Source organism: Pseudovibrio sp. Ad26 (assembly GCF_001623285.1).
GTDB classification, from domain to species: domain Bacteria; phylum Pseudomonadota; class Alphaproteobacteria; order Rhizobiales; family Stappiaceae; genus Pseudovibrio; species Pseudovibrio ascidiaceicola.
In genome coordinates, this window is record NZ_LMCE01000094.1 from 72188 (window position 1) to 95531 (window position 23344).

Here is a 23344-nt window from a genome sequence, read left to right on the forward strand (position 1 = left end):
CCTGTCCGTTTCCATCAAAATGGGCTCATGTCCGGACTCAGGCTTAAAAACAGAAAGACCAATGCTTCAGATCCAGTTTTCCAACTTCATTGCCATCCTCGTCTTCGTCTCCTCATGGGGCTTGTACAGCTGGCTGGCCTATCGAAGCCGCTGGTCAAAAAACACGCTCTCTCATGCCATGGATGCGTACCGTTACCGCTGGATGCGCGCTATGCTCAAACGAGAGGTCCGCATTGCTGACACCAATATTGCGTCCGGCCTGCAGCAAGGCACCGCATTTTTCGCCTCAGCCTCCCTTCTGGCCATCGGTGGCACGGTCACTTTGCTCAGCGCAATGGACGAGGTCACCGCCCTCGCCCGCACGCTCGACCTGCCATTTTTGGATGACCCAATACAGAATGAAGCCAAGACCTTCGGTTTGATGATCATTCTGGCCTACGCGTTTTTTAAATTCGGCTGGGCTTACCGCTTGTTTAACTACACTACCATTGTCATGGGCTCGATCCCGGATGATTGCCATGAAGACAATGAAGAGGCTGTTGAAGCATCACTGCGTGCAGCACGGCTGGCAACCCTCGCGGGCCGCCATTTCAGCAACGGCCAGCAAGCGCTCTTCTTCGCAGTAGGTTATCTGGGATGGTATGCAGGGCCGTTCGTGTTCATCGGAACGACCCTGATGGTGACATTGGTGCTGCTGCGCCGTCAGTTCTTCTCAAAGGCGAGAAAAGCCGTGTTACCGGGTCCAAATACACAAGACCGCGTCAACTCCGGCGCTTGATAAACTTTCACCGGTGTGGGGAAGCCCTTAAGCGGATATGTCCCCACATAGGTATCCTCACAACAGCTGAGAACTTCCGCAACTGTCTGCGAAATCAACATTTCCTGATTAAGGCGCTTTGAAAGGTCGGCAATCCGTGCGGCCTCATTCACCACAGGTCCAACAACCGTAAAGTCCAGTCGCCGCTGACCACCAACATTGCCAAAGAACACACGCCCTGAATGCACGCCCATACCAACATGGATGGCAGGCAAATCAGGAAACCCGCGCGCATTCACAATCGTCAGATCCGCCATGCTTTCTCGCAGTGCCGACATGGCTTCAAACGCCGCTATTCTGGCGCTTTGCTCATCCGTATAAGGAAACACCGCCAGAACTTCGTCGCCGATAAACTTCAGGATCTCGCCGCCGTGCTGTTCAACCCGCGACGTAACGATGCCAAAATACTCATTAAGCAGTTGCAACAGGGCTGTATCTGGTAGGTAATTAGAAAAGCCAGTGAAGTTGCGGATATCACAAAACGCTACAATGGCGTTGATATGCTCCCCATCTCCCCGCCGGATCTCACCATTCATCACCCGCCGCCCGGCACGTGTTCCAAGGTAGGTATTGAGAATATTCTCAGAAGCCTGCCGGGAATTGAACAGTTCACAAATCAGCGCAAGCGGAGCAGAAATTTGCTCAAACACGCTGATATCTTCATCCTTGAAACCCGCAGCTGCACGTGAGGCAAAGGCCAGTCCATGCACCTCACCATCAGAGAACACCATGGGAACAGCAACGTAATCCGTATACCCTTGCTCTTTAAGCTCCTGAATGACTTTAAGCCGGTCGTACTCATCATGATGGCCAAACTTGTGCCGGATCATATGCCCGGCTTCAATAGACCGCTTCCATAAGCTTTGATTGTAGGACTCACTCATCTCAGGTGTATGCTGGAAGTACCGCACACGCGGGCCAACGCCCCGCTCCCAAATAAGCCCTTCACCATGATAGTTCGGATCCAGAATAGAAATACCAGTCGAGATCCGGTCCACAACAACGCCAAGGTCCTGCAAATGCTCGCCCAATGCCGCAAAGATACGACAGGGACGCCCTAGCATTTTTGCGTCCTTGGACAGCCATTCCATTAAATCGCAGAGGGAAAAAGACTCACTATTAGACATTTACACCCCAGAGACGAGCGGAAAAGAAGACCACGTAAAATCACCAAACTCGCAAGCAAATACGGCGAAAATTTCAATATTTCTTATCATTTACTTTTCAACTCAGACATTTACAGGAATCCCATCAAGAAACTCTCGCCTTTTTTGCTAGACTTTCTCCACAATTCAACACACGCGCAACGTGTAAATGCTTCAAATTTTAAAAATTTGTAGCCAACAACCTGCACAACTCCTATTTTCGCTCAAAATATGAACGCAGCACGCATTTGGTGATTGTCCATCCAATCACTGCGCTTTTAACCGAGAAACCCTGCAATGTTAGATCGCTTTTATTTGATCATCGATGGCACCCAATGGCTGCCACGTATCCTTCCTCTTGGCGTCAAATGTCTCCAACTCCGCATCAAAGACAAGTCAGAGGATGAAATCCGATCTCAGGTCCGGGAAGCAAAACAGCTTTGCGACAAAGCCGGCACAGTGCTTATCGTCAACGATCACTGGCAAGCCGCCTACGACGCAAACGTGGGCTATGTGCATTTAGGACAGGAAGATCTGAAAACCGCCGATTTCCGCGCACTCCGTTCCGCAGGAATCTACTACGGTGTTTCCACCCATGATGAAGCCGAGCTGGACACAGCCCTGGCACTAGATCCTGAATATGTGGCCCTTGGTCCAATTTACAATAGCGCAACAAAAGAAATGCGCTGGCAGCCCCAGGGTCTCGAAACAATCAAGAGATGGCGTGCCCGCACAAGTAAACATCTAGTCGCTATCGGTGGCATCAGCCTGGACCGCGCTGTCGAAGTCTTCGAAAGCGGCGCCGATTCCATCGCCACCATCTCCGACGTCACCAGCGCGCCAAACCCAGAACACCGCACCACTCAATGGCTCCAAGCCTCTAAAAACTGGCAACGGTAGAAGCAAAAAGCCGCCTCGGCAATCTCAGCGCGGCGGCTTTCTCATTTCAGGCATAAGCTCTAAAAGCGGATCGAAGCACCTGCGCTAAATCCATAAAACAGCAGGATATCATCCCCCTCCAGCACATCATAGTCAGGCAAGCCGACGCGATGATACTCTTCTGTTCCATCAGAAACACCACTCAACAACATCGCATAACCGCCTAGGTTAAAGGCAAGCCGCTCTGAGTACTGATAGGTCAGTTTCGGTGCGATCTCTGCATACGCAGCAAAGTGGCTCAAGCTTTCCTTCTTACGAACATCAACTGAGCTATTGTTGTCACTCGTCAGACGGCTACTAAAATCAATCCGATTTACCCCAGCACCTACCGTTGCACGACCACCTAGATATATCTTCTCGATAATCTCATATCTTCCTTCAACACCAAACTGGGCACCAAAGATGTGATTGTTCGTTGTTAGCTTAACACGGTCAGTTTGATCATCCGTACCCTGATACTCTTCCACCTCATCAAAGGTCGCAGCATTGAGCTTGTTACGCTGACCGATGTAGCGAAGCCCACCAAGAACAGTCAGGCCATAAAAGTCCGTTTGGCGTTGTACATTAACTTCACCTCCCCACAGCTCACGCTGATAGTCAAAAGATGAAGCATAAGCAGCGTCAGAGTTGCTAAAATGCGGATTTTCTGGATCCGACACGTGATCATAATCGCTGTCGTAAGCAGCCGAGAGATTTTCGCGCTCGTTGATTACATCCCGCTGAGCTTTAATTTGACCAGAATACAGACCAGAAAATTGCAGGCTATAGTCTGCCCACTCTCCCTGCCCTGGCACCACAACACTCAACCGCCCACCCGGCGCCAATCGAAAGCGATCTAGAACATCAGCACGGAACACTTCCTCAGTTCTGTAATTGACAGCAAGAGCACCTTTCCCAGTGCCTGCACTGGAAAGGAACAGCCCTTCAAGGTCAACTTGCACACCAATGTCCTCGGCGAAAGAAGCACTTGCGGAACAAAGCATAAGTGATGAAAGCAGCGTCAGGCCGCAGAGTTTCTTATTCATTTTTACCACCCCTTTTGGCTTTATCGATAAAATCGCATTACCTAAGGGAATGTCCGAATTCAAAAAGAATACGGTATTTTACATAATGTGCATTCTTCCTGCGTCATTTAAGAAACAGTGACGCAAACGGCACCTTCATCTCACAAAAAAGGCGCCCCAAAGAGCGCCTTTTCTTTAAAGTATTAAAGAGCCCGTTTAGCCAAGCTCGGAGACGTTGTTGATGACTTTGCCAACAAGACCGTACTCGATGCCCTCTTCCGGGCTCATCCAGTAATCACGGTCAGTGTCTTTTTCAATGCGCTCAATCGGCTGACCAGTTGCATCTGCAAAGATCTGGTTCAAGCGATCACGCATCTTCAAAATTTCTTTGGCCTGAATTTCAATATCAGTTGCCATACCGCCAGCACCACCAGATGGTTGATGAAGCAGGAAGCGTGTGTTCTTAGTGCAGGAACGACGCTCTTTAGGCACAGACACATAAATCAGAGCGCCCGCACTTGCGACCCAGCCCATACCGAGAATGCGAACTTCCGGCTGAATGAACCTGATCATGTCATGGATCATGTCACCGGACTCAACGTGTCCACCCGGAGAAGAAACAATAACGGTAATCGGGTCGCTGCTAACCTGGGAAAGCGCAAGCAGACGGGAACAGACTTCCTGAGCCATCTCTTGAGTCACAGGTCCTGTAATCAGCACTGTACGCGCATCAAAAAGATGCTTGTCCACCGGGATGGACTTGTCAGGATTCTTTGGCGCGTCTTCATCACCTTCGAGGCGAACTGACGTCGAAGCACAAATGTCCGTCATGCGAATGACATGCTCCCTTATATTAGCTACCGCCCCACGCGGCAGACTGTGATCAAACATAACTAAAAGATACTGCGGCAGACCGCAAACACGCAAAGTCATAGCCTAACAGAAATTCCCTAGGAAAAAGAGGGTGTTCTCCCCTCACTTTTGATAGGCCTTTCGGAAAACCGCCGTTTCTCCACTTCTAATCAATGCAATTTGCACATTTTCAGTTCCTTTGTTCCAACTTAAAGGCAAAGGAATAACGTTTTAATAACCTTGCAACTCACATAATCGGTAAAAATAACGATCTACCTATAGCTGATATAGACATGCAGGGGACGGTGTCTAGTCCTTGGACACGGCACAAAGGGATTTTCGGGTTTGACTGGTTTTACTGAAGCGCTGGATGCCAACGTCCAATATCATTCGCCTGTCCCGGCGGAAGACCAGCGGGCTTTTGCGCGCGTGGACGTTCCAATGTACATTGTTGACGTCAGCCAGACCAAGCTCGTCTGGGCAAATTCCGCAGGTCTTTCCTTCCTGGGCCTGAGCCTGCGCGAATGCATCGACGCCTCCGGAACCTTCAGAATGGACCTGCCAGCGCCGTTCGATGACCTCTCCTATCAGCGCCAGCTTCATTCTTATCTGAGCCGGGTCACCGAAGAAGGCCGCATTACAGAGTGCATCACCGTTATTCCCAATTCACAGCCGATCTCTGTGTATTGCTCCATCTCCCCACAGCCATTGACCACCGGAAACCCAGCGCTTCTGGTGCAGGTCCTCTCGGAAGTTGGAAACGAGCCTGAACAAGTCCGCAGTGCGCAGGTGTTGCTTTACACCACGTCCATGATCAGCATGTTCGATGAGAACGGCAAACTCATCTTTGAAAATCCGGCAAGCCGCCTCAACCGTCCAGACGGCTGCGAAGACCTGATCAACCGCATGTGCAACCGCCGCGATTTTGATGCGCTGCTGGATGAACTGCGCAAAACAGGCAGAGCGAATCTGGTCTCACTCATGCATTCCTCTCAGGGAGAACGCTGGTTCGATCTCAACGCCCGCAGTGGATACGATCCTTATTCCGGCTCCCGGGCCATCCTGCTCAGCGCCACAGATGTCACCAAACGCCTGAAAGCAGAACACGAAGTCCGCTACCTGGCCCACCATGACACTCTGACAGGCCTTGCCAACAGAACATTTCTTGAGATTGAAGCTGAACGCTATCTGGATGAAACGCGTATCACCGGAAATCCCGGCGCACTTATCTTCATTGATCTCGACCGCTTTAAAACAATCAACGACACACTCGGCCATCTGGTCGGCGACGACCTGCTCGTCGTCATCGCCAAGCGCCTCAAAGAGGTTGTTGAAGGCATAGGCTTTGTGGCCCGTCTCGGAGGGGATGAGTTCGTAGTCCTCATTGCCAACTTCGCAGATTACGACCTGCTCGACGACATCAGCCGCGAAATCAGAACCGCCCTGTCCAAGCCCTGCAAAGTACGCGGACATATGCTGCAGGTGACCCCATCCATTGGCGTGTGCACCTATCCCGAACACGGCGTTGATCTGGACACGCTCATGCGTAAAGCCGATCTTGCCATGTATAAAGCCAAGGATCTGGGCCGCGACCGCATCTGCTTCTTTGATGTGTCCATGTCCCGCGAAGCGGAAGAGCGTGTCAGTCTGGAAACAGCACTGCGTCAGGCTCTGCGCAATCAGGAGCTGGCCGTCCACTATCAGCCGCGTGTGTGTCTCACAACCAATCGCATTGTGGGAGCAGAAGGCCTGCTGCGCTGGCACCATCCAACGCGAGGCCTTGTATCCGCCGCCAGCTTCATCGAGATCGCTGAAGAAGCGGGCATGATTGATGAAATCGGAGACTGGGTGGCGCGCGAAGCCATGCTCCAGCAAAAACAATGGGCATTGTCTGGCCACGACATCGCAATCTCAATCAATCTGTCTCCGGCACAGTTCCGGCGCGGACGCATATCCCAGCGCCTCCACCGCATACTGATTGAGACCGGCGCCTCTGCCAGATCAATCCGCCTTGAGATCACCGAAAGCGCTCTTCTCAGTGATGCCAATGAAACGCTGAAGGAACTCACCGCACTCCGCGACTTGGGCTTTACGCTGGAAATTGATGATTTTGGAACCGGATACTCGAATCTGGGCTATCTCCAGCGTTATCCGGTGACAGCCCTCAAGATCGACCGCTCCTTCATCGCCGACACCAAACGCTGGCCAATCGTACAAATGATTGTGCAGATGGGCCGTTTGCTGAACCTGACACTGGTGGCAGAAGGCATCGAGACACGAGAGCAGCTCCGCCAGATCCAAAAACTGCAGTGCCATGAATATCAGGGATACTTGTATTCCCCTGCGGTCTCCCCTCACACCTTCGAGTGTCTGCTCAAAGGGCAGCAAACCGTCACGTCTCCCCCCACAGTCGGCGCCTTAGCTTAACCCAGCTTTCGCGGAGCGGCTCAGCTCTTCCAGAGCAGACAACGCATCCTCGGCCTTTTCTTCCGGCACAAAGATGTGGTCGTGATAATACGCAGCCACAACATTGGCAGAGATCCCCACATCTGCCAGTGCCTTGGAAAGCGCTGCTGTCAGACCTACAGCCTCCAGCGAACTGTGAACCGCAAGCGAAATACGCCGGAAGCACGGCTCAGTATCAACACCAGCCTTGCCTGCATTCTCAATAGATAAAATGGCTGTCAGGCCCTCGTTCTCCCAGAACAACCCGAGAGGTGAGTGCTCAGCTAAACTCTCAACACTGCCATTGGGAAAGCAGCAAAACACAAAGCTCTCTTCAGAAAGAGAGGCTTCCATGGAAGCGAGAAGTTCTTGCAAATCCAGTCCGCCGCGCATTGTCATACCCAATGGCTCCCTCTCTCAGCACTCAAAACATCTCTCAGTAAGTCCTAGCATATCCCAGTGAACACTCAGGGGAACAAGAAAGCGTATTCCCGGACAACAACGCGCCCTACTCTCCTGGAGAGAACGTGCCATCAGTATTGTAGTCAACAACAACGATTTGCGGCCCATCAATAGCAAACTCAATCAGCACAGGTGCGGAACCAGCGAGATTGTAAGGCACAACCTCACCCTCATCGTAGGATCCGATACTCAGCCAAAAAGCAAACAGCGGCGCACAATCAATCTGAGTTCCAGCAACAGGCCGTACAAAGCTGGAAAGCACCACACGCCCATCTGAATGTTGAATGGCATTCCCGCAGCCAACCCCAAGCAAGTCATCATCAGAATCAGATAGGATCGATATCCTGAAACTGCGAAGGGTCACACCAGCTTCATTAGCAGAAGGGGACAAGCCCAGCAGCTTTGCGTTTAAACGAGTGCAGTTGAGGGAAACACGATCAGCGGAACTTTGTGTCCCCAACATCCGTTGCGAGACGAACTCCAAGGCATCTGTCTCATCTTGCCCCGTTGTAGAAACGTAGCGACCACTGCTAGAAGCCGACCTTTTCTCACGCACAGCACCAGCCAAAACATGCTCACGAAACGCAAACTCAAGCTGAGGTCCCGAAGCGCTATAAGGCGCGACATTTCCAGAACAAACACAGCAGGACTGCACAACTGGAGGCACACCACCCAGCACCACATAGGAGGGCTGCAACTGAAAGAGATAGAAACCACAGGTCTGATCTGACCGGTTTCTGATTATGATCTTGCACTCCTGAACCATAGCTCCAGCCTTTCGACAAAAAGTCATCTGCCAATCCTGAGACTGGAACCACAAAAGGAGATTACATCGCAAAACACGAGACGTGCTCTAATCCTGGTAGTTGGGCCACAGTCCCGGCGTTGCCAGTTCCACCACATTGCCAAACGGATCATGGAAAAACAGGCTCACACCGCCTTGAGGCCATCGCACCTCACTGCTGATCGCAACTTTTTTCTCTTCAAGGTATTCACGCCACTCGATCAATGCACTTCTGGAGATCGCAAATGCAAAATGAGAAGGGCCGTCAGTGCTGTGCCCCGGCACCATGCCATAAGGGCTTTCAACATCCTCACGGCACACACCGCGCCTGAAGACCAGAAGCATCTGATTGGGACCAACGTCATACCCATGCATGCGCTCGCCTTCAACAACCCGCCTCAACCCCAAAAACTCACCATAAAAATCATGCGCACTGGCAAAATCGTCAACGTAAACGGCAGTTTCGACAATTCCATTAATACCTGGGGCGTCCATTCCTAACCTCCTGATTGGCTAGTATGGCAGACCGAACCACCACGCAGCCAGGACCAAAAATGTAAAGAAGCCAACAACGTCCGTTATGGTGGTCACAAAAACTGAAGAAGCAATGGCAGGATCCGCTCCAATTTTCTCTAAGCCCATAGGAACCAGCAATCCAAACAGACCAGCGCAGATTGAGTTAATCAGAATTGCGCTGCCAATAACCACCCCAAGTTCTGGGTTGAGGAACCATCCCCCCGCAATAGCACCAATCAGGAATCCGAGGCCTACACCGTTGATGAGGCCCACCAGCAACTCACGTCGCAAAACGCGCAGAATATTACGACGGTTCAATTCCTGAGTCGCAATTGCGCGCACCGTCACCGCCATGGTCTGCGTACCGGAGTTTCCGCCCATGGACGCCACAATCGGCATCAACACAGCCAAAGCCACCATGCGCTCAATCGTGGCCGTGAAGAGCGATATGACAAAAGCGGCAAAGATTGCGGTAAACACATTTACCGATAACCAGGAGAAACGAGACTTGGCAATCTCAAGCACACTGTCTGAGATCTCCTCATCACCCACACCGGCCATCGCCAGCATGTCTTCCTCAGCCTCTTCCTGAATGACATCAACAATGTCATCAACGGTCACAATACCGACCAGTCGCTCGGAGGTATCAGTCACCGCAACAGAAACAAGGTTATAGCGCTCAAACAAACGCGCCACATCTTCCTGATCATCGGTGACCAGAACAGAATGACGGGTTTCCTCCATGATTTTGGAGATCTTTTTAGATCGTTTCGTGCGCAACAGCCGGTCCAGCGCCACAGCACCCAAAAGATGGAAGCCGGGGTCAACCACGTAAAGCTCATAAAAGCTGTCCGGCAGATCTTGAGAACTGCGCAGATGGTCAATCACCTGCCCCACAGTCCAGAACGGCGGCACGGCAATAAAATCAGTCTGAACAATACGTCCAGCAGTATCCTCGGGAAACTCCAGCGCACGTTTAATCTGGACCTGATCCACATTGGGCAACTGAGCAAGGATCTTCTCCTGCTCTTCCTGCTCCATGTCCTCAAGCAGATAAACAGCATCATCTGACTCAAGCTCGCCAATCCCCTCAACAACATCCCCTTCCGGCAATGCCTCCAGAACCTGCGCACGCACAGGCTCTTCGGTTTCAGTCAAGGCTGCAAAGTCAAACTCTTCACCAAGCAGCTGAATCAGGTGGACGCGATCATCTTCGCGCAGCATCTCCAGCAGGTCACCCATATCCGCATCATGCAGATTACCCGCCAGCTCGCGCACAACAGCCGCATCCCGAGTATCCAGAGCAGCTTCGACACGCGCAACAAAGTCCGTATCAAGGTGTCCGCTTGCATCTCGAACATGTGGTGGAGGGGGCGCGGCATGAAGCGCACCGGGATTTTCCGATTGGGTCATGTGACCTCCACAAGTTAGAGCGCGTTCCGTTTGATTGGATTCAATCAAACGACAAGAACTCGCTCCACCAAAGATGCTAGATTGCGGTGCGTGAATGTAAATGACCGCGACGCGTTCTAGTGTCAAATGCTTGGCGTGAGCATCGTCCTTCGAGATTGCTGAAAATTGAAATGCACGTGGTACCATCGTCCCTATGCACAGTTTTGTGTTTATAGCGACCTTCGCAGACCGTGCAATCCTTTTACGAAGAATTCGCGATTTACATCAAAACGCATTCTGTTTGAGCGCCCGCACTCAGAATGAGAACGCACGTTCAACCAACGAACGCATCAAAAACGTAAATAACGCAAATTCGCGCAAAAAATCACAAAGCAACGCAAAACAGCGACACTCCCCTTTTCAGGGAATGGCATATGCATTTTTATACTGAGAAAAAACAGAGGCTTAGATAGCAAAAAACCCCGTCTCATAAAGAGCTCGGGGCTTTTGGTGCGGCCGAGAAGACTCGAACTTCCACGGGTGTTACCCCACAGCGACCTCAACGCTGCGCGTCTACCAATTCCGCCACGGCCGCAAAACCTTGGCTTGCCTCCGGTTTGTTTGGCTCGTTGGCCTCGCCCCGTCGGCTGGTGAGCGGTGATATAGCCAACCCCTCGAACCTGCGCAAGTACCCTTTTTCAAAAATTCACAGCGCAGAGGAAAAAAATCGAAAAAACCTCTTTTAGACGGGCACTTATCCACTGCACGAGATATTTCAGATCCGATCTTCCATGTTTACAGGCCGCATATCCACAGCACGCTGCAATACCTTTGTGATGACAATGCCAACTTTATCGCCAACCACGGTCACCTGCCCTTCAGCAACAGGTGTACTGTTTGCCAAAATCGTAACATCATCAGCTTCATGGGTGTCCAGCTCAATCACCGCACCACGTCCCATGCGCAACAACTGGTGCACTGGCATTTCAGATTTGCCCAGCACCACTGATATGTCGACGGAGATATCATCGAACCTGTTCATCTCTGTCTGCCTCCATCTGAGGGAATAAAATGCACCCGTCTCATCTCTGTGAGTTGGTGCCCTGTTATTTTTAGTGTAGACGCTTACATCTCATTAGGGCAAACCAACTAACCGAAATCCGCAGATCATTTTGGGATAACAACATGGCCGATCGTCAAACCCTTAAAACAGACTTCTTCCCCCTAGAGGGATCTCCCCCTGTTGAGTGGGTGATCGACGACGATCTCGTGCCTTACGAAGTTGCCCAGAAGGAAATGGAAGAGCGCGTTGCCGCAATCGCAGCTGGCGAAGCCAACGAACGCGTCTGGCTTTTGGAACACCCGCCCCTTTACACAGCAGGCACAAGCGCCGACCCAGTCGACCTGATCGCCAAAGATCGCTTCCCGGTTTATGAAACAGGCCGCGGAGGGCAGTATACTTATCACGGTCCCGGACAACGTGTTGCTTATGTTATGCTCGATTTGAAGCGCCGCCAGCAAGACGTCCGCGCCTTCGTCGCAGCATTGGAAAAATGGCTCATCGACACCCTATGGCAGCATCACGTCCGCGGAGAACGACGGGAAGATCGCGTTGGTGTCTGGGTTCAGCGCCCTGAAAAAGGCAAAGACGTAGAAGACAAGATTGCCGCCATCGGCATTCGCCTGCGCAAGTGGGTAACCTTCCACGGCATCTCACTGAATGTAGACCCAGACCTTGAGCACTTCACAGGCATTATCCCCTGCGGCGTGCAAAAGCATGGCGTCACCAGCTTTGTAGATCTTGGCCTTCCGCTCACGATGCCAGAAGTGGATATCATCCTGCGCGAACAGTTCGAAGAGATCTTTGGCGCAACGGAATCCTTTGGCCCGTCCGGCCTCGTCCAAAAACCAGAGAGCGAATAACTAGTACTCGATGCGGAAAGACCCCTTCTCGTCAGGGGCATCCGCCAGCAGTGTCACCGCTTCAACTTGTGCCCCGACTGGCCCTTGCTGAACAGCCATCAGCAGGGCATCCACTTTCTCCGGATCACCGGTGACAACTGCCTCCACCGACCCATCTTCATTGTTCTTGCACCAACCGGAAACACCGAGCATTCCGGCCTTTTTATAAAGCCACGCACGATATCCAACACCCTGCACCAATCCCGTGATGGAAAAGTGTTTGGTTTTCATTGGTATCTCCCGGTGCGCTTAAAGGCTTCACAGATAAAGCTTTTCTCGATTCAGAGGGCGAAATTGGCAACACTGCCCAGTCTCATCACAGCCCTAGATTGCAAGCCATAAAAAAAACATCAACTCCTATATCTAATAGGCAGACCTTTAGGAGAGACTTTATGAATTTTCTCAAATCCCGCCTGACAGCACTTTCTTTATCTGCAGTCACGGTATTTCTACCAGTGCAAGCCTTTGCGCAGAGCGATTTCAGCAATCAGTTCAACGAGATCATCGAAACCGCTGACTATGAAACTGGTATCGCATCCTTTGTAAGCACCTCAGAGCAAAACCCGGAAAACAACCAGGCAAAGCTCGCATTGGGCGCACTCCAGTTTCTCAATGCCCTCCAAGGCATCCAGCAGGACCTATATAAATACGGCGCCGGAAACTCCTCCCCAAACAGAAGCCTAAGGTCGATCCTCCCAGTCTTCAGAATTCCTGTTGCCCCCAATCCAACGCCAGAACCCGTTTCCTACGACAAAACCCGGGAGATACTGGAGAAGTTCGTTACCCAGTTGGAACAGGCAAATGAAACACTCAGTGGCATCTCCGAGCAGCCTGTGAAGCTTACGGTAGACCTGTTGAAGATCGGCTTAGATGCAGACAACAGCAGAACCGTGGACCCCCACGAAAACCTCGCCACAATTCTCTCAGGCCTTTCCAGAAGAAGCCCGTTTCAGCTTGAGGATGATCCAACAACGCTTCCTATCAGCTTTGACCAGGCGGACGCAAAATGGCTACAGGGGTACTCTAACCTACTCATGTCAATGGGCAATTTCCTACTCACCTTTGACTATGAGAACACTTACGACCTGACCTTTCATAGCGTCTTCGGCCCATCAGCAACCACTTACGGCCAGCAGCTGGAGGAGAGGGGCAAAGCAGACAACGGGCGCGGCTCTGGCTCCTTCGCTACCCCAATCAATTTTCTGCATTCCATTAACTGGACTGTAGAGAACCCCGATCGCCTCAAGGCAACACGCCAAAACCTCTTGAAGGTAATGCAACTGAACTACGAGACATGGGATCTAATTCAGAAAGAAACGGATGACGACAATGAATGGCTGCCAAACCCCAATCAGACCAGTCCGTTTCAAGCGCTCCCCGTCACCCAAGAGACCATCGACAGCTGGCTGGAAGCCGTCAAAGCCTCCGAACAGGTACTGAACGGAGAGCTTTTGATTCCGTCCATGGTGTTTGACGGCGGGATCAATATGAAGACCTTCTTCGAAACCGCAAAGACCTTCGATCTTGTGCTCTTCATCACCGGACCAAACTCCGTTGACTATGTGCAACAAGGCCCTGTTTGGGAAGGAAATTTCATGCGCACAATCACACGCCCAATGGGCCGAAACTTCGGTTCATTTGCGATCTGGTTCAACTAACTGCTCACACAAAGAAAAAGCCCGGCAACTTGGCCGGGCTTTTCAACTAGTTCTGCTTGCGCTCCACATGCACGGTATAAAGCGATGCGCCAATGATCAGCGCAGCCCCAAGCCACAAGTTGCCCGGTGGCACCCAGCCAAAGATGAGAAAACCGCAAAGCACATTAAGCGGCAACTTGAGATGATCAAACGGCTGCAAATAAGCTGCATCCACCTTTTCATAGGCCATAGCCAGCGAGCCTTGTGCAATCGCCCCTAAAAGCCCAGCCAGGATAATCAACCACCACATGTTCATGCCAACCGGCATTGCAAGGCCACCTGGGGCCAGAAAAGCCAGAACAAGATTAACTGGTGTCAGCAGCAGAAGAAGATATAGCGTTACAGACTGCGGGCTCTCACGCTCTTCCAGCTTCTTCATACAAAGAATAGAAGAACCCCACAGCAGAGCGGCAATAATCGGCAGGAAAGCAACCAGTTGAAAGGCATCATCCCATGGGCTCAGGATGATCATGCCGCCCACAAAGCCAACCGCCGTCGCCGCCCAGCGCTGCCTGCTTGCGGTCTCTCGCAAGAACAACGCCGCTCCAATCGTCACGAAGAACGGAGAGGTCATCAAAAGCGCAATTGCCTGCCAGATTGGCACACCATTCGCCAAACCGGCGACCCAGAACTGAACGCCCAGCGCTGCTAGAAAGACGCGGAAGATATGCAGCGCCAATTGTTCTGTGTGCAATCCGTCAACACCAATGCGCCAGATCACCGGCAGCATCGCAACAAGCGAGATCAGGTATTGCCAGAAGGTTGCACTGGTAGAACTCAATCCCTGCACCATCGTCAGATACTGCATAGCTGAGTTGGTGATAGCAAAAGCAGCACCGGCAAAAACCATCCAGCTTGCGCCCACAACGGCTGCAGACGCACGAGTAGAACTGCGTGTTGAACTCATGCACGCACCTCAAATTCACGAGATAAAAACGGATTAAACATAAGAAATCTTTCTGATCCAAAGGGCCAACAACAGCCACGTTTCATTGAATCAGGACGCGCAAGCCAACAGTGCTCTTCTAAGCACCCCTCACCTACATTCTCTTTCATCCGGACTATAACCGTCGGTTCCGGGTTCTCACCGGATCTGCTGACCCTTCCTGAACATGGAAGGCGCTCGCGGACTTATGACTCGAAGGCCCATCACCACCGGTAGGGAATTACACCCCGCCCTGAGAATTATCTCCCATCATAGGGAGACCTGATTTCTAACAGATTCTCAGGAAATTGCGAGTTGTCTTTCAGTCTAACTGAAAACACATTTGTGAACGGATTGTCACCCGAAGACAGCCTCGCAACCTGCTGGCAGTAGAGCTGCTATCGCAGATCCCACTGGCGCAGTTCCTCACGATATGTCTCGGGGAAATCCCAGTGTTCTGCAGCTTCCAGAACACCTTCCCACGCTTTCACATGAGGTTTACCCGTCCGCACTGTGCGGCTCATATACATGATGGCAGATTTATTCTGCCCGTCGCTGCGAACTGGAAGAAAGACCTTATCCAGACCCTTGCGGAAAAGCGCCTCTGCGCCATCCAGAATCGCAACTTCCCCGATGCGGCAATCCCAAAGAACACCGTGAACACGCTTCCCCGGCGCTTTCACCATGGAAGGAACACCCTCAGAAGTCACGATAAAGCGGTAACCATCCATGGAAGCTGGCCCCAGCGCTTTGGCGTGAGGACAGCGGCTTGCCATGGTCTTCAGGTTCATCAGGCGGCCATAAGCGAAATAAATCGGCATCAATTCAACTCATTACAAAGAAGGTCAAGCGACAAGACTGTCAGCAAGGTGAGCAGCAAGCTCTTCACGCGAAGCAACCACTGTATCAGCTCCGCAATCTGCAAGCTCCCCCTCAGAGCCATAGCCCCAGAGCACACCAACGGAGCGGACGCCATTTTCCTTCGCTGCGATAATGTCGTGCTTGCGATCACCAATCATAAGACACTGAGACGCGTCCAGATTTTCTTGTTCCAACAGGTAAGCCAGAAGGTCCACCTTGTTGCCACGGGTCATATCAAGCTCGCAGCCGTAGGTTTTCTCAAAAAAACCATCCATCTCAAAGTGCGCGACAATCTTTTCTGCATAAACCCAAGGTTTGGATGTGCAAACAAACAAGCGATCTCCGCGATCCTTAGCAGCCTGCAGCAGCTCAATGATCCCATCGTAACGCACGTTTTCATAAAGCCCAACAGTGGTGAAGCGCTCACGATAAAGGCGAATCCCCTCAAGGATCAGCTCTTCATCTTCCGTATTCAGAAGCTGGCGATATGTTTCTGTGAGAGGTGGCCCGATAACAAAGGCAAGATCTTCAGCGGGAGGAACGTCGCGACCAAGCTTTTCAAGCGCGTATTGCACGCTCGTTACAATGCCGACAAAAGGGTCTGTCAGCGTTCCATCCAGATCAAAAAGCAGAGTGCGCAAAGCCAAATCCTCAACATAGGAATTGGCTTCGCACCAACTCCTTATTCAAATTCCATGATAACAGCATCAACTGCCAGACTGTCACCCGGTGCAGCCTTGATAGCGCTTACCACACAATCGCGTTCGGCCCGAAGCACATTTTCCATTTTCATGGCTTCAACAATGGCCAGCTGCTCTCCAGCTTTCACTTCCTGCCCCTCTTCTACATGAAGAGAAACAACAAGGCCCGGCATTGGGCAAAGCAACAGGTTGGATGTATCCGGTGCAACCTTCTCAGGCATCAGTGCTGCAAGTTCAGCATTACGAGGCGTCATCACCTTGGCAACAACAGAGTAGCCTTGCCAGTCCAGCTGGTAGCCATTCTCAACAGACCGCACTTGGGCACTTACAGCACGATCACCAACGTGACCTTTCCAAAGCATATCGCCCGGAACCCAGGAGGACGCAACACGTTCGCGAGCACCACCCTCAACACACACATCAATATCAAGTGGTGTTGCCGCCATGCCTTCAATCAACTCAGCATCCAACTTCTCACCATTGATGAGAACACCCCACTCACGGCGCACACCGCCATGATGCGGACGCAGGCGACCCGGCAAGTGATCCAGACGCTCACGCTCGATCAGATGCATGGAAAGAGCAACTGACGCCAACACATTACGAGCCTCAGCATCAGGAGTAGCTGGTTCAAACCCATCAGGATACTCATCAGCAATAAAGCCGGTTGCCAACTGACCAGACCGCCAGCGCGGATGCTTCATGAGAGATGCAAGAAACGGCACGTTGTGCTGGATACCATCCACCTGAAACTCATCAAGTGCAGTGCTCATGCCTTCAATCGCTTCAGCTCGTGTCGGCGCATAGGTCACCAGTTTTGCGATCATCGGATCGTAGAACATGGAGATTTCAGAGCCTTCCACCACGCCAGTATCATTACGCACCACATAAGCACCGTGATCACCTTCTGCAGGCGGACGATAGCGCGTCAGGCGGCCAATGGATGGCAGGAAGTTGCGGTACGGGTCTTCAGCATAGATCCGGCTTTCAACAGACCAGCCATTCAGCTTGACCTCATCCTGCTTCAAAGAAAGCTCTTCTCCAGCCGCGACACGGATCATCTGCTCAACCAGATCCACACCAGTGATCAGTTCAGTCACCGGATGCTCCACCTGAAGGCGGGTGTTCATCTCAAGAAAGAAGAAGCTCTTGTCCTGTCCGGCAACAAACTCAACAGTACCCGCGCTGTCATAGTCAACAGCCTTGGCAAGCGCGACTGCCTGCTCACCCATCTTGCGGCGAGTTTCTTCGTCCAGCAAAGGAGAAGGTGCTTCTTCAATCACTTTCTGGTTACGACGCTGAATGGAACACTCGCGCTCACCCAGATAAACTGCATTGCCGTGTTTATCGCCCAGCACCTGAATTTCAATATGGCGCGGGTTCTCAATAAACTTCTCGATGAAGATACGATCATCGCCAAAGGAGCTGATAGCTTCAGACTTTGCGCGCTCGAAGCCATCCATGGCCTCTTCATCATTCCAGGCAATACGCATGCCTTTACCGCCGCCGCCAGCGGAGGCCTTAATCATCACCGGGTAACCAACCTCGGAGGCAATCCGCTTGGCATCTTCAGGGCTTTCAATCAGCCCCATATAACCAGGTACAGTGGAAACATCAGCTTCAGCCGCAAATCGCTTGGAGGTAATCTTATCTCCCATCACCTCAATCGCTTTTGGATTGGGGCCGATAAAGACAATGCCTTCCTGCTTCAAACGCTCACAGAATTCTGCGCGTTCGGAAAGAAAGCCATAACCTGGATGCACAGCCTCAGCACCGGTCTGCTTACATGCTTCAATAATCTTGTCGATCACAAGGTATGATTTCGCTGCAGCCGGTTCACCAATGTGAACGGCCTCATCAGCCATCTCCACATGAAGCGCATCCCGGTCAGCATCGGAGTAAACAGCAACCGTTTTGATCCCCATCGTTTTTGCCGTTTTGATAACACGGCAAGCGATTTCCCCACGGTTTGCGATCAGAATCTTTGAAAACATGCCCATCCCACATACACACCTTCTTTATTTACAGTGCAGGGTTGTAGGCATCTCTACGCACTTCCGCAACCTCACAATTGGGCGAAGAACCATCGCACTTTCGTAGGGGCAATGGATGCATAGAGCATCTAAATTTTGACGGATATTCACCCGAATACAGAGCATTATCTCTTAAAATGCGTTGAGTTTCTCGCTCACCTCTGGCAACACAGTTTTCCAACAGTCGGAAAGTCCTCAGGAGCCAAACAATGAATGAAAACAAGATTTTTCTGGAAGGCCTGTCTTTCTATGCATTCCATGGTCTCCATGATGAAGAAGCTAAATTGGGCCAACGCTTTATCATTGATCTGACCTGTTGGGCCGATTTTGAAAAGGCAACTGTTTCAGATGACTACGAAGACACCATCTGCTACGGCACCCTTGCAAAAACTGTCGAGGATGTTGTGACCAACTCCCGCTTCAATCTGCTGGAACGTCTTGCCGGAGCTATTTGTGAGGCCGTTTTCGCGATGGATCAGCGAATCTCCAAGATCACTGTGAAAGTGAATAAACCCTCTGCCCCGGTGCCGGTTCATACAGGCGGGTTTGGCGTAGAAGTCACACGTGCACGCCCTGCTGCAAAAAGTTAAATCAACGGCATCTTCTTTAGAACCGGCTAACCACCGCTCACCTTGATACTCGCACTTTTGGGCTATTGCCTTCAAAACATATGGAACTGCGGCGTTCACGCCAGCACCAACATCTGCTTTGTAAGGCAACTGATCCCATGCGTAATGCCTCCTCCACCATTATTGCCAGTAGTCTCATAACTCTGTTGTGGGTAGCCTCAGCCAATGCTCAGGCACGCCCGGATGCAAGGAGCCTGACTTGTGAACAGGCCAAGCAGCTGGTCAACAGCCGTGGAGGCGTTGTTCTGACCACGGGTCAGCGAACCTATGAGCGTTATGTGAGCGACATCAGGTATTGCCTGCACAACGAAGTACTGCGCCGAGAGTGGGCACAGACCAAAGATAACAACGCCTGCCAGATCGGCTATCGTTGCTCACCACGCACTCGCCGTAACCAATAAAGAGGGAGGAGACTATGCGGATATCAACATTACTCGTTCTTTCGAGCACTCTGGCCCTCATAGTTTCCACCGCTGCACAGGCACGGCCTGATACCCGGCAAATGTCCTGTCTGGAAGCCCGCTCTGTCGTGCAACGCGCAGGCGGCATTGTATTGAGCACTGGCGTCCGTACCTATGATCGGTTCGTCGCAGGCCTCCAGTTCTGCCAGCCTTACGAACGCTTGATGAGCCGTTGGGTTCCCACGAAAGATCAAAAGCGCTGTTTCATCGGCTATTCATGTGAACCGGGTTACAACAGCGGCGAAGGACCATTCGGCTCCGATATCTTCGACTGAGTCCTCTGAAGATCCACGTTTCGAGCAAATACACTGCAGTTGCACCACAAAACGCAGCTGCAGTTACCCACATGCGAATCCTTCATCCACATCCTGCGAAACTCACCTTGCCCGTTCAGCATGACCAACAAGCGGTTGAGAACTCCTTTCTGTACCACCATCAAGCAAAAATGTGCGTTTGATCACAGACAGGCAAGTAATCCCCAAGAACACGAAGACACGAATTCGTTACCGGCCAAAATTCATAGTTGTGAAAAGAAAATTTTGTGTTCCAAAACACATCTTACTCAAAAATTTCCAGTAAACATACAATCATCAACGAACAACAACAAACCACAAACATCAAAACACAAAGCATACAACAAAAATAAGCTTGAACAAAAACAATATAACTACAAGTTACAAGATATAAGGCGGCACGGAGTTGCCTTGTATCAGTCTAAATTGAAAAGACACGCCGAAATAACAACCAACATCGGCAAAACCCCATCAGGAAGACTGCTCCTCCCGGTCTTTCGCTCTGAAAATGACTAGAACTGAAAGTAAAACAAATGAAAAAGATCGCTCTGACCCTATCCGTACTCGGCCTCGTATCTGCTGCTTCTATCGCTCAGGCCGCTCTGGTAAACACCGGTGACCTGACTGCCTCCCAGGCAAAGTCACTCGTACAGGACAAAGGCGCAATCGTCCTCGCAACTGGCCCAGGCCTCTATGACCGCTTCGTTGCAAACGCTTCCTACTGCGCCTCACACGAAGAAACACAGCGCGCTTACGTCGTAACCAAGGACTCCAACAGCTCGCTCATCGGTTACACCTGCGTCGTAGAAAACAGAAACAACTAAGCGTCTAACCCGCCTCAAGTTAGAGAGCTTCCCCCATCACCCTCTTAGGGAAAGACTGTTCCTCCCCAGTCTTTCCCTCCCCAAATGACCCGAATTATAAATTGAAAGTAAGACCAATGAAAAAGATCGCTCTGACCCTATCCGTACTCGGCCTCGTATCTGCTGCTTCCATCGCTCAGGCTGCCCTGGTGAATACTGGTGACCTGACCGCTTCCCAGGCAAAGTCACTTGTACAGGATAAAGGCGCAATCGTTCTCTCAACCGGCCCAGGTCTTTATGACCGCTATGTCGCAAACGCCTCCTACTGCGCAACACACGAAGAAACAGAACGCGCCTACGTTGTAACCAAAGACTCCAACCACTCCCTCATTGGTTACACCTGCGTGGTTGACAACAAAAACAGCTAATTTTCTAACTCGCCCCAAGTTAGAAGCACTCCCCCATCAACATGCCTCAGGGAAAGGCTATGCCTCTAGCCTTTCCCTCTCCCATCCCCATAAGAATTAAGAACCGAAAGCTAAATCAATGAAAAAGATCGCCCTAACCCTTTCCGTCCTCAGCCTCGTATCTGTTGCTTCTGTTGCTCAGGCTATGAACGTTCCACTCACCAGCACAACTGACCTCACAGGTTCTCAGGTTAAGTCTCTGGTGCAAGACAAAGGCGCGATCGTTCTCTCAACCGGTCCTGGCCTTTATGACCGTTACGTTGCAAATGGCTCTTACTGTAGCCCAAGCGAAGAAACACAACGCGCCTACGTCGTAACCAAAGACTCCAATCGTTCCCTCATTGGTTACACCTGCGTCGTCGAAAATGACGAAAGATAAGACCTAACTCGCCCCAAGTTAGTCCCCCTTCCCATCAAAAAACCCCGGCCTTCGTAAGAAGGCCGGGGTTTTTTGTTATTCAGCTCGATCAGACAACAATCCTTAAAGCGGAATGTTGTCGTGCTTGCGCCAAGGCATCTGCTGGTTCTTGGTCCGTAGCATTGCAAGCGCTCTGGAAATGCGCATGCGTGTGGACTGCGGCATGATCACCTCATCAATGTAACCGCGCTCTGCAGCAACAAACGGGTTTGCAAACCGGTCTTCATAGTCCTTGGTACGCTCCGCGATCTTTTCAGCATCACCCAGTTCGTTGCGATAGAGAATCTCAACGGCACCCTTGGCACCCATCACAGCAATCTCAGCAGATGGCCATGCATAATTCATATCACCGCGAATATGCTTGGAGCTCATCACGTCATACGCACCGCCATAGGCTTTACGCGTGATCACAGTAATTTTCGGAACAGTCGCTTCGCCATAAGCAAACAGCAGCTTTGCACCATGCTTGATCAGCCCACCATATTCCTGAGCAGTTCCTGGCAAGAAACCCGGAACATCAACGAAGGTCACCAGTGGAATGTTGAAGCAGTCACAAAAACGAACAAAACGCGCAGCCTTACGGCTTGCATCACTGTCCAGAACACCCGCAAGAACCATCGGCTGGTTGGCAACAATACCAACTGTGCGTCCTTCGACACGGCCAAAGCCAGTGATGATGTTTCCTGCAAAACTCTCCTGAATTTCGAAGAAATCCTGCTCATCAACTGTCTTCAGGATCAGCTCTCGCATGTCATACGGCTTGTTTGGATTATCTGGAACAAGCGTGTTGAGGCTCTCATCCAAACGAGATGGATCATCATAAACGGAGAGTTCAGGCAGCGGAGCTTGATTGTTCATCGGCAGATAATCTACCAAACGACGAATCTGCAGCAACGCTTCCACATCATTGTCAAACGCACCATCTGCGATGGAGGATTTGGTCGTATGAATACTCGCGCCGCCCAACTCCTCAGCCGTCACGGTCTCATTGGTCACTGTTTTCACAACATCAGGACCAGTGACGAACATGTAGGAGGTATCGCGCACCATAAAGATGAAATCGGTCATGGCTGGCGAATAAACATCACCACCAGCACAAGGTCCCATAATCACGGAGATCTGCGGAATAACGCCAGATGCCTGAATGTTGCGCCAGAACACTTCACCATATCCGCCAAGCGCAGCAACACCTTCTTGAATACGAGCACCACCTGCATCAAAGATCCCGATAATCGGCGCGCGGTTCTGCAGCGCCATATCCTGGATCTTCATGATCTTCTCGGCATGAGTCTCAGAAAGAGAGCCGCCGAACACAGTGAAATCTTTCGAGAAGAGGTAAACGGTACGACCGTTGATTGTTCCCCAACCAGCAACAACACCATCACCTGGAAAGTGCGTTTCCTCCATACCAAACTCGGTACAGCGGTGCTGCTTGAACATATCGAATTCTTCGAAGGAACCTTCATCTAGCAAAATTTCAATGCGCTCTCGTGCGGTGAGTTTTCCGCGTTTGTGCTGCGCATCAATTCGGCGCTGTCCCCCACCAAGCCGCGCTTCATCACGTCTTTTTTCTAATTCAGCTAGAACTTCCTTCATCAGATATCTCAGCTCCCAATCTAACTGAGTTATCTCCTAGCACGCCCCTACGCACAAAAACTAGTAAGCCGTTGGATTGAGAAGCCTCATGCAATGCAACTGATTACTGCCTCAACCCAACAACCAATAATCCTTGGGAAAC

The 23344-nt window shown here is 51.3% G+C and carries 25 protein-coding genes, 1 tRNA gene and 1 riboswitch; of the genes, 11 read left to right on the plus strand and 15 right to left on the minus strand.

The genetic code is table 11. The annotated features are described in order from the left end of the window. Window positions 1-61 precede the first annotated feature (61 nt). Window positions 62-778 (plus strand): DUF599 family protein, encoded by a 717-nt coding sequence (locus PsAD26_RS19945; protein WP_063300642.1) that lies wholly within the window; start codon window positions 62-64, stop codon window positions 776-778. Here the strand turns inward: PsAD26_RS19945 and PsAD26_RS19950 are convergent. Continuing rightward, on the minus strand, window positions 703-1881 hold the full coding sequence (locus PsAD26_RS19950; protein WP_193758320.1) for an adenylate/guanylate cyclase domain-containing protein: 1179 nt from the start codon (window positions 1879-1881) through the stop codon (window positions 703-705). The genes PsAD26_RS19945 and PsAD26_RS19950 overlap by 76 nt on opposite strands. A gap of 378 nt (window positions 1882-2259) precedes the next feature. Between PsAD26_RS19950 and PsAD26_RS19955 the strand changes: the two genes are divergently transcribed. Beyond that, on the plus strand, window positions 2260-2862 hold the full coding sequence (locus PsAD26_RS19955) for a thiamine phosphate synthase (protein ID WP_063311840.1): 603 nt from the start codon (window positions 2260-2262) through the stop codon (window positions 2860-2862). A 59-nt stretch (window positions 2863-2921) separates the two neighbouring features. Here PsAD26_RS19955 and PsAD26_RS19960 read toward each other — a convergent pair whose 3' ends face one another. Next, a complete protein-coding gene (locus PsAD26_RS19960; RefSeq protein WP_063311841.1) occupies window positions 2922-3926 on the minus strand; it encodes a hypothetical protein in 1005 nt (334 codons plus the stop codon). Window positions 3927-4121: 195 nt separating this feature from the next. Continuing rightward, window positions 4122-4736, minus strand: coding sequence for an ATP-dependent Clp protease proteolytic subunit (locus PsAD26_RS19965; protein WP_063312017.1), 615 nt, complete (start codon window positions 4734-4736; stop codon window positions 4122-4124). A 366-nt stretch (window positions 4737-5102) separates the two neighbouring features. Between PsAD26_RS19965 and PsAD26_RS19970 the strand changes: the two genes are divergently transcribed. After that, window positions 5103-7184, plus strand: a complete 2082-nt coding sequence (locus PsAD26_RS19970) for an EAL domain-containing protein (protein ID WP_208985782.1) — start codon at window positions 5103-5105, stop codon at window positions 7182-7184. On the opposite strand, the gene PsAD26_RS19975 is transcribed toward PsAD26_RS19970, so the two are convergent. The 6 genes from PsAD26_RS19975 to PsAD26_RS20000 form a co-directional block, all read right to left on the minus strand. Continuing rightward, window positions 7176-7601: an ACT domain-containing protein gene (locus PsAD26_RS19975; protein ID WP_084403753.1), complete on the minus strand. Its 426-nt coding sequence runs from the start codon at window positions 7599-7601 to the stop codon at window positions 7176-7178. The two genes, PsAD26_RS19970 and PsAD26_RS19975, sit on opposite strands and share 9 nt — an antisense overlap. Before the next feature lie 109 nt (window positions 7602-7710). Then, window positions 7711-8457 (minus strand): hypothetical protein, encoded by a 747-nt coding sequence (locus PsAD26_RS19980; protein WP_208985783.1) that lies wholly within the window; start codon window positions 8455-8457, stop codon window positions 7711-7713. A gap of 60 nt (window positions 8458-8517) precedes the next feature. Further along, window positions 8518-8943 (minus strand): VOC family protein, encoded by a 426-nt coding sequence (locus tag PsAD26_RS19985; RefSeq protein WP_057463394.1) that lies wholly within the window; start codon window positions 8941-8943, stop codon window positions 8518-8520. Window positions 8944-8961: 18 nt separating this feature from the next. Beyond that, window positions 8962-10377 (minus strand): magnesium transporter, encoded by a 1416-nt coding sequence (gene mgtE / locus PsAD26_RS19990; protein ID WP_063300680.1) that lies wholly within the window; start codon window positions 10375-10377, stop codon window positions 8962-8964. A gap of 487 nt (window positions 10378-10864) precedes the next feature. Then, window positions 10865-10951, minus strand: a tRNA-Leu gene (locus tag PsAD26_RS19995). 180 nt (window positions 10952-11131) lie between these two features. Further along, on the minus strand, window positions 11132-11398 hold the full coding sequence (locus tag PsAD26_RS20000) for a FliM/FliN family flagellar motor switch protein (RefSeq protein WP_063289457.1): 267 nt from the start codon (window positions 11396-11398) through the stop codon (window positions 11132-11134). A gap of 143 nt (window positions 11399-11541) precedes the next feature. Between PsAD26_RS20000 and lipB the strand changes: the two genes are divergently transcribed. Next, complete coding sequence (gene lipB / locus PsAD26_RS20005) at window positions 11542-12279, plus strand: lipoyl(octanoyl) transferase LipB (protein ID WP_063311843.1); 738 nt, start codon at window positions 11542-11544, stop codon at window positions 12277-12279. Here the strand turns inward: lipB and PsAD26_RS20010 are convergent, their stop codons facing one another. After that, window positions 12280-12549, minus strand: a complete 270-nt coding sequence (locus tag PsAD26_RS20010; RefSeq protein ID WP_063311844.1) for an acylphosphatase — start codon at window positions 12547-12549, stop codon at window positions 12280-12282. It abuts the gene before it with no gap. A gap of 161 nt (window positions 12550-12710) precedes the next feature. On the opposite strand from PsAD26_RS20010, the gene PsAD26_RS20015 reads away from it, so the two are divergent. Then, window positions 12711-13976: a hypothetical protein gene (locus PsAD26_RS20015; RefSeq protein ID WP_063311845.1), complete on the plus strand. Its 1266-nt coding sequence runs from the start codon at window positions 12711-12713 to the stop codon at window positions 13974-13976. Window positions 13977-14022: 46 nt separating this feature from the next. On the opposite strand, the gene PsAD26_RS20020 is transcribed toward PsAD26_RS20015, so the two are convergent. The 4 genes from PsAD26_RS20020 to PsAD26_RS20035 form a co-directional block, all read right to left on the minus strand. Then, window positions 14023-14922 (minus strand): DMT family transporter, encoded by a 900-nt coding sequence (locus PsAD26_RS20020; protein ID WP_063311846.1) that lies wholly within the window; start codon window positions 14920-14922, stop codon window positions 14023-14025. Between the two features lie 133 nt (window positions 14923-15055). Beyond that, window positions 15056-15205: riboswitch (FMN riboswitch) on the minus strand. Window positions 15206-15338: 133 nt separating this feature from the next. Then, window positions 15339-15761 (minus strand): gamma-glutamylcyclotransferase family protein, encoded by a 423-nt coding sequence (locus PsAD26_RS20025; protein WP_063311847.1) that lies wholly within the window; start codon window positions 15759-15761, stop codon window positions 15339-15341. Window positions 15762-15785: 24 nt separating this feature from the next. Beyond that, complete coding sequence (locus PsAD26_RS20030; protein ID WP_063311848.1) at window positions 15786-16442, minus strand: HAD hydrolase-like protein; 657 nt, start codon at window positions 16440-16442, stop codon at window positions 15786-15788. A 41-nt stretch (window positions 16443-16483) separates the two neighbouring features. After that, on the minus strand, window positions 16484-18496 hold the full coding sequence (locus PsAD26_RS20035; protein ID WP_063312020.1) for an acetyl/propionyl/methylcrotonyl-CoA carboxylase subunit alpha: 2013 nt from the start codon (window positions 18494-18496) through the stop codon (window positions 16484-16486). A 248-nt stretch (window positions 18497-18744) separates the two neighbouring features. Between PsAD26_RS20035 and folB the strand changes: the two genes are divergently transcribed. From folB to PsAD26_RS20065, 6 genes are all read left to right on the plus strand, one after another. Further along, window positions 18745-19125 (plus strand): dihydroneopterin aldolase, encoded by a 381-nt coding sequence (folB, locus tag PsAD26_RS20040; protein ID WP_063289462.1) that lies wholly within the window; start codon window positions 18745-18747, stop codon window positions 19123-19125. A gap of 137 nt (window positions 19126-19262) precedes the next feature. Then, a complete protein-coding gene (locus PsAD26_RS20045) occupies window positions 19263-19565 on the plus strand; it encodes a hypothetical protein (RefSeq protein ID WP_063312021.1) in 303 nt (100 codons plus the stop codon). Window positions 19566-19579: 14 nt separating this feature from the next. Beyond that, on the plus strand, window positions 19580-19900 hold the full coding sequence (locus PsAD26_RS20050) for a hypothetical protein (protein ID WP_093523430.1): 321 nt from the start codon (window positions 19580-19582) through the stop codon (window positions 19898-19900). A 551-nt stretch (window positions 19901-20451) separates the two neighbouring features. Continuing rightward, on the plus strand, window positions 20452-20742 hold the full coding sequence (locus PsAD26_RS20055) for a hypothetical protein (RefSeq protein ID WP_063311849.1): 291 nt from the start codon (window positions 20452-20454) through the stop codon (window positions 20740-20742). 116 nt (window positions 20743-20858) lie between these two features. Next, the gene (locus PsAD26_RS20060; protein ID WP_063311850.1) at window positions 20859-21149 is read left to right on the plus strand and encodes a hypothetical protein; all 291 of its coding nucleotides are present in this window, start codon (window positions 20859-20861) and stop codon (window positions 21147-21149) included. A 118-nt stretch (window positions 21150-21267) separates the two neighbouring features. Beyond that, window positions 21268-21567, plus strand: a complete 300-nt coding sequence (locus PsAD26_RS20065; RefSeq protein WP_063311851.1) for a hypothetical protein — start codon at window positions 21268-21270, stop codon at window positions 21565-21567. A 102-nt stretch (window positions 21568-21669) separates the two neighbouring features. Here the strand turns inward: PsAD26_RS20065 and PsAD26_RS20070 are convergent, their stop codons facing one another. After that, on the minus strand, window positions 21670-23202 hold the full coding sequence (locus PsAD26_RS20070; RefSeq protein WP_063311852.1) for an acyl-CoA carboxylase subunit beta: 1533 nt from the start codon (window positions 23200-23202) through the stop codon (window positions 21670-21672). Window positions 23203-23344 lie beyond the last annotated feature (142 nt).